Origin of the sequence: Bacillus sp. JJ722 (assembly GCF_036963345.1) — a bacterium.
Lineage (GTDB): Bacteria > Bacillota > Bacilli > Bacillales > DSM-1321 > Bacillus_AD.
Window position 1 is genome coordinate 46796 of sequence record NZ_JBALMO010000019.1, and the last position, 6329, is coordinate 53124.

6 protein-coding genes and 3 tRNA genes are annotated in these 6329 nt (G+C 35.8%); 1 reads left to right on the forward strand and 8 read right to left on the reverse strand.

Features of this window, described 5'->3' with window-relative positions; genetic code table 11:
- Window positions 1–74: 74 nt before the first annotated feature.
- The 8 genes from V7014_RS03185 to V7014_RS03220 all read right to left on the reverse strand — a co-directional run bounded on the left by V7014_RS03185 (window position 75) and on the right by V7014_RS03220 (window position 4609).
- Window positions 75–150: transfer RNA gene (locus tag V7014_RS03185), tRNA-Asp, on the reverse strand.
- An 81-nt stretch (window positions 151–231) separates the two neighbouring features.
- Window positions 232–303, reverse strand: a tRNA-Glu gene (locus V7014_RS03190).
- A 5-nt stretch (window positions 304–308) separates the two neighbouring features.
- Window positions 309–384, reverse strand: a tRNA-Lys gene (locus tag V7014_RS03195).
- A 151-nt stretch (window positions 385–535) separates the two neighbouring features.
- Window positions 536–952 carry a DUF350 domain-containing protein gene (locus V7014_RS03200; protein ID WP_335504109.1) on the reverse strand — a complete coding sequence of 139 codons (417 nt, stop codon included), beginning with the start codon at window positions 950–952 and terminating at the stop codon, window positions 536–538.
- Window positions 952–2238, reverse strand: coding sequence for a glutathionylspermidine synthase family protein (locus V7014_RS03205; RefSeq protein WP_335504111.1), 1287 nt, complete (start codon window positions 2236–2238; stop codon window positions 952–954). The genes V7014_RS03200 and V7014_RS03205 overlap by 1 nt, the downstream gene beginning before the upstream one ends.
- A gap of 1 nt (window position 2239) precedes the next feature.
- Window positions 2240–2635, reverse strand: coding sequence for a hypothetical protein (locus V7014_RS03210; RefSeq protein ID WP_335504113.1), 396 nt, complete (start codon window positions 2633–2635; stop codon window positions 2240–2242).
- The gene (locus V7014_RS03215; RefSeq protein ID WP_335504115.1) at window positions 2632–3105 is read right to left on the reverse strand and encodes a hypothetical protein; all 474 of its coding nucleotides are present in this window, start codon (window positions 3103–3105) and stop codon (window positions 2632–2634) included. The genes V7014_RS03210 and V7014_RS03215 overlap by 4 nt, the downstream gene beginning before the upstream one ends.
- 214 nt (window positions 3106–3319) lie before the next feature.
- A complete protein-coding gene (locus V7014_RS03220) occupies window positions 3320–4609 on the reverse strand; it encodes an adenylosuccinate synthase (protein WP_335504117.1) in 1290 nt (429 codons plus the stop codon).
- Between the two features lie 293 nt (window positions 4610–4902).
- Between V7014_RS03220 and V7014_RS03225 the strand changes: the two genes are divergently transcribed.
- A complete protein-coding gene (locus V7014_RS03225) occupies window positions 4903–6309 on the forward strand; it encodes a polysaccharide deacetylase family protein (protein WP_335504119.1) in 1407 nt (468 codons plus the stop codon).
- The last annotated feature ends 20 nt before the right edge of the window (window positions 6310–6329 follow it).

The window sequence follows — 6329 nt, forward strand, 5'->3', positions numbered from 1 at the left end:
GACTGAGCTACTGAGCCAATATATATATAAGCACACATAATGTGTGTTATTTTAAATTTTCCCATTAAAATAAATGGCGGTCCCGACGGGAATCGAACCCGCGATCTCCTGCGTGACAGGCAGGCATGTTAACCGCTACACCACGGGACCTAACTAACTATCAAATTATTAAGTAGAATGTAGCAAGCAAACCGTCCTTGCCAGTCTGCTCACCCTATTCTACAATGCCGATGACCCGTACGGGATTCGAACCCGTGTTACCGCCGTGAAAGGGCGGTGTCTTAACCGCTTGACCAACGGGCCATAAATGGTGAGCCATGAAGGATTCGAACCTTCGACCCTCTGATTAAAAGTCAGATGCTCTACCGACTGAGCTAATGGCTCATTACTGGATTCATCATCAGCAACGTTTTCAATAATAACACACTATTTAATAGAATAGCAATATATTTTTCTGAAAAAATTTAAATGAACTACTTCGCATTAAAAAAGGGTATTTCCCACTAAATCAAAACTTGGAAAATACCCCTATCTTTTAATAAGTTAAGCTTGCAGCTACTACAATCCCAACTACGATTGCTAGAGAAAATAAACTAAAGCCAACCGCTACATTCCCCTCTTCGACCTTCTTCTCTACGTCGAATGAAGGTCGTAAGATGACTTCAATTACTAAATACACGACAACTTGAACAGCAATACCTACTAGACCCCAAATAAAAGCATCTAATAAGCTTACACTGTTAGACCAAACTGTATATATTATGATAGCTAGACCGATTGCCTTTCCCCATAGTTTTAAAGCAACCGCCATATTCCCTTCTGAAATAAGCTTCTTCTCTGAAAACTTTGTCGTAAATGCAAATGCAATCAATCCTAATAAAATAAGCAGTAATCCCGTACCTGCATGAGCTAAGAAATCAAGCACTGCTGATAACGATATGAAATTCTCCATTATTTACTTTCCTCCTTTTTCTGATAACCAATTGGTAAAAAGTATGATGCATTATCGGTAATTTGACCACCAGCTCTAATGCCTATCGCACCTGCTTTACCATTTATTAAAAAGCTCCCATACATGATATGCGCCGTTTTCTTCCCTTCATCCGTTGTAATATCATATTGTGGTAAATCAATATATTTTTGATACACTGGTAGCTCTGAAGCATATGTATGATGGTGATCTTCTACTTGTAATGTTCCATTTTTATTATAGATTTGAACTGTATCTCCTTCTCTGCCGAAGGATGGTTTCTTCACGTATTTCACATCATGCTCTCTAAAGAAATCCTCTTCCAAATAAGTAGGTAAGAAATATAATTCAATCCAATTATGCTCTTCTTTTGAATAAAAATCATGCTGCTGCTCATGTAATCCCCATATAAGAGAAATAATGGCTTTAGATTGTAATAGAAAGGCAGAAGGTGGATTAAGAATAGCAACGTCTTTATTCTCAACTAGTTGTAAAAGCATTTCTCCTACCTTGTCTTTTGATTCAGGATCTTCGTCATTTATTAAATGCTCAATCGGATACGTTTGACGATATAGCACATCAATTTTCCCCAAGTCAGGTGTATATATACCTCTCTTAATCATCACTTCATTATTTTCGATTACATCTTCCTCAATAATCTTAAGTTCATGAATAGGAATACATTCTGCTTGGGAGCCATATAACTCTGCTAAATATGCTGAAGTGAAGAAATCTTCTTCGTGGTCTGAATGCGAAGTAAATACTACTTTCCCATCTGCTGGAGCTCCTATGCTTTCCAATGACCATTGCACAGCAAGTCGTATACTATCCGCTAACTTCTTCTCAGACCCTTCATTTACATCATCACAATTAAAATATTGGCATACAAAATGATTCACATGAAATGTTTCCTTAATAAAAGTAGGTGTATCACTATTTATTTCTAATAATTTTATCTCGTGATTGTTTACAACTAAATCTAACCGCGCAATTACACTTTCAAAGGGAATCGTTTTAATGCGCAGATACGAAAGCGTTTGTTCAGGAAAGCCAAGCTGAAGTAACGTTTCATCATCTAATTGTCGCAATAATGAAGACGTTTTATAGAAGATTCGCCCAATTTTTTCAGTAGCTGTTCGAATAGCATCGATTCTTTCTTTGCTTTCTACTTTGATGTCTAATAATGCATATTCAGTATCATATATGTCATGCCAAAACAGCGGAATACTCTGGTATAGCTGCTGGCGCTCGGTTGAATGGCTCTTCATATCAACCTCCAAATCCTCCTTTAGATCCGCTTCCTATCCCTGATTTATAGTTAGAATCCTTACTTGAACCACCTGACGATGCATTACCATCCTTTGTTGATCGATAACTTTGTTGATATGATTTATACTTACTACTGGATTTTAGAGCGCTTTTAGAATTAAACATTTGCCCCATTAAATAATACATACCAAAGTTACTAGAACGGGTATCGTCACAGTAATAAGTTCCTGTTTCTTCATCCCAGTCCCAATCATCACAAGAAACGTCCGTTGGCTCAGCAGGGCGATTATTCGCTACATCGCTATCTTGAACTTCTTCATTATCACTGCATGCTGTCACGGAAACAGCCATTAACGTAGCTACTACGCCAGCCATCATTTTCTTTGTCTTCTTCAAGATTCTTCATCCTCCCATTCATAGCCTGTAGGTGTTACATATAATACATAAGCTTTACGATCTTCATCTAGCTCTGCACTATCTCTTTCATATTCTAAATTATTTACAAATGTAAACGTTGACCCAATTATACTTAATATTTCAATATGTGTTTTCGCATATTTCGTTTCTAACAATGGATGATTACGGATCGCATTCAATTCGCGAATCTCAAGGGTAATGGTATTTCCTATACCACCACGGATCGCTTCAGGAGGACCTTCTTCATATTTCTCTACATAGATAACAAATAAATTCTTTTCGATAGAGGAAGAAAGCTGTTTATATGTTACTCCATTTTTGACATAAAACTCACATTCTCTTCTGGCTAGAACTTGTTCTAAATCTATATCGTCATAATGATACAAAGGTATATATTCTTCATTTCCTTTCCAAAGTCTATATTCTAGTACTGGTCTTTGAATTTCCATGTAATCAGCCCCTTATTAATCTTTATTATATGTACGTGTATTAGAGACGTCGGTTTCACTATTTTTAATTTTTACAAAACGAACAAACTTTATTATATGGGAAAAGTTGATAAATATCTTAGTCCTTTTTTATATACAAAGCGCATATAGTAAGAAAGATGGCAGAAAAAAAGCCTTCTCTATCTAATAGATAGAGAAGGCTCATATAACGATTTTATAATCTCCAAGGATTAGTTACGACATTTGTTTGATTACGATCTGGTCCTACAGAGAATGTTGTTAAAGGAATTCCTGTTAATTGTGAAACACGCTCAATGTAATGACGTGCGTTTGCAGGAAGTTCACTTAATGTTTTAACACCAGTAATATCTTCTGTCCAACCTGGTAATTCCTCATAAATAGGCTCACATTGTGAAAGAATACGTAAGTTTGCTGGGTATTCTTCAATCACTTGATCGCCATAGCGATAAGCTACACAGATTTTCACTGTTTCAAGACCTGTTAATACATCAATTGAGTTTAAAGATAAGTCTGTAATACCACTAACACGACGTGCATGGCGAACTACAACTGAATCGAACCAACCAACACGACGTGGACGCCCTGTTGTTGTACCGTATTCACGACCTACTTCACGAATTTGATGACCAACCTCATCAAATAATTCAGTTGGGAAAGGACCATCACCAACGCGTGATGTATAAGCTTTACATACACCTACAACGTGATTGATTTTCGTAGGACCTACACCAGAACCAATTGTTACACCACCTGCAACTGGGTTTGAAGAAGTAACGAATGGATATGTTCCTTGGTCGATATCTAACATAACACCTTGTGCACCTTCAAAAAGAACACGACGACCTTCATCAAGAGCATCATTCAGAACAACAGCTGTATCACAAACATATTGTTTAATTTGTTGTCCATATTCATAATATTCATTTAGAATATCTTCTAATTTAAATCCTTCTGTCTCATAGAATTTTTCTAGTAGGCGATTTTTTTCTTTTAAGTTATGTGCTAACTTCTCTTCAAAAACTTCACGATCTAATAAGTCTGCCATACGGATACCCATACGAGCAGCTTTATCCATATATGCTGGTCCGATACCTTTTTTCGTAGTACCGATTTTATTATCACCTTTACGGTCTTCTTCTACTTCGTCAAGCTTCAAGTGATATGGCAAAATCACATGAGCACGATTGCTTATACGTAAATTATCAGTTGTAATGCCACGATCATGTAAATATTTAAGCTCTGTAAGTAAAGCTTTAGGATCTACCACCATACCATTACCGATAACACAAATTTTTCCACTATTAAAAATACCAGATGGGATTAAATGCAACTTATATGTTTCACCATTAAACTTAATAGTGTGACCTGCATTGTTGCCACCTTGATAACGAGCTACTACTTCTGCATGTTCAGACAAAAAGTCTGTAATTTTACCTTTACCTTCATCTCCCCATTGTGTTCCCACAACTACTACTGAAGACATATCCTGCACCTCCAAAGGTTCGCATTTGCACCAAATACTATCAAACACACTTATTTTATCAGTTTTCATGTATAGAAGTCAAGAAAAAACCGAACATTACCAATGCCTAAAAAATTATTGTTCGTAAAAATGAATAACAGAAAATACCGAAAGTATTTCCGGCAATTGGATGTTTTTTCATGTATAATATATATGGTCCTATAAAGTTTAAAATTACGACAAAATATACCAAATTTTTAATCTGGTTCTTTATATATAAATTAATATTTTTAGTTCGGGGAGGGACTACAGATATGAAATTCAAATTAGTCGTTCTGTTACTCCTAGCTACTCTGCTTGCAGTTGGTTGTACAGAAAAGACTATTGGCAGCAAAAAGTATGTAAAAGATTCAAAGTATCCTGAAATGGAGATTGAAACGGAAATCGGGGAATACGATACGTACAAATATGCTATTCATTTTCCACGTACGAAACAAGAAGATGTAAACAATGTTATTAAGAAATTAGTTACGGAACAAAAGAATGGCTTCATAACAGAAGCAGGAAAAGTAAAGACGAAAAAAGATACTTACTCTGAGCTTTTGTTAGATTATAAGATTACAAATCTTTCGGATACACTGCTATCTATTGTTTTTACAAGCAATGAGAATATTTATGGAAAAGACAATAGCAAAAAAGTATACACACTAAATTTCGATCGTAAAACAGGTAAGCAAATTCAATTAGAGGACATGCTAGTAGACGATTCATCGCTACAAAAGATCGCAAGGCTATCGCAAAACCAAATATTGCAAGATGAAAAAGCGATGAAAGTATCCGATGTTAGTCAAGTAATGGACGGAACAAAACCAGAGCTAAATAATTTTGATGCATATAGTTTTTCAAACAATACAATGGATATTTATTTGAAAGAAAAACAAATTGGTCCAAAAGAGATGGGTACATATAAAGTACAAATAGCTTTAAATGATTTAAATGGGGTTCTAGAAAAATCTTATATTGAATCATTAGAACTAAAAATACCGAATGAAACTGAGCTACTTTCAAATACTACATCAGGCAAAGATAATCAACAGACACAATCAGCATTAACACCAGGAGTAAAGTATGTGGCTTTAACATTTGATGATGGCCCACATCACCAGCTTACACCACGCATATTAGATATCCTAAAAAAATATGATGCGAAAGCAACATTCTATGTACTAGGTAATCGAGTTGAATATTATCCTGAGATTGTGAAAAGAGCGGTAGATGAAGGGCATGAAATTGGTAGCCATTCATGGAGTCATCCAAAATTAACAAGCTTAAAACCAGCAGAGTTGGCTCAGCAAATTAATCAAACATCCAATGCAGTAGAAAAAATCACAGGTAAAGCACCGGCAACATTAAGACCTCCTTATGGAGCAGTTAATGATGCTGTGAAAAAAGCAACAAACGGGCCAATTGTAAACTGGTCAGTAGATACATTAGATTGGGAGCATCGTAATAAAGAAAAGGTTATACAAACCGTTAAACAAAACACTCGCAACGGTAGCATTATTCTAATGCACGACATCCAACAAGCGACTGCTGATGCATTAGAAGATGTATTAATCTATCTTTCCGAACAAGGATATCATTTCGTCACTGTAAGTCAGCTCTTACAATTAGGTGATCACCCAGAGAAATATGTTGGTCAAGTGTTTACAAATGGCTAAAAATAAGAAAAGCGGAAGCG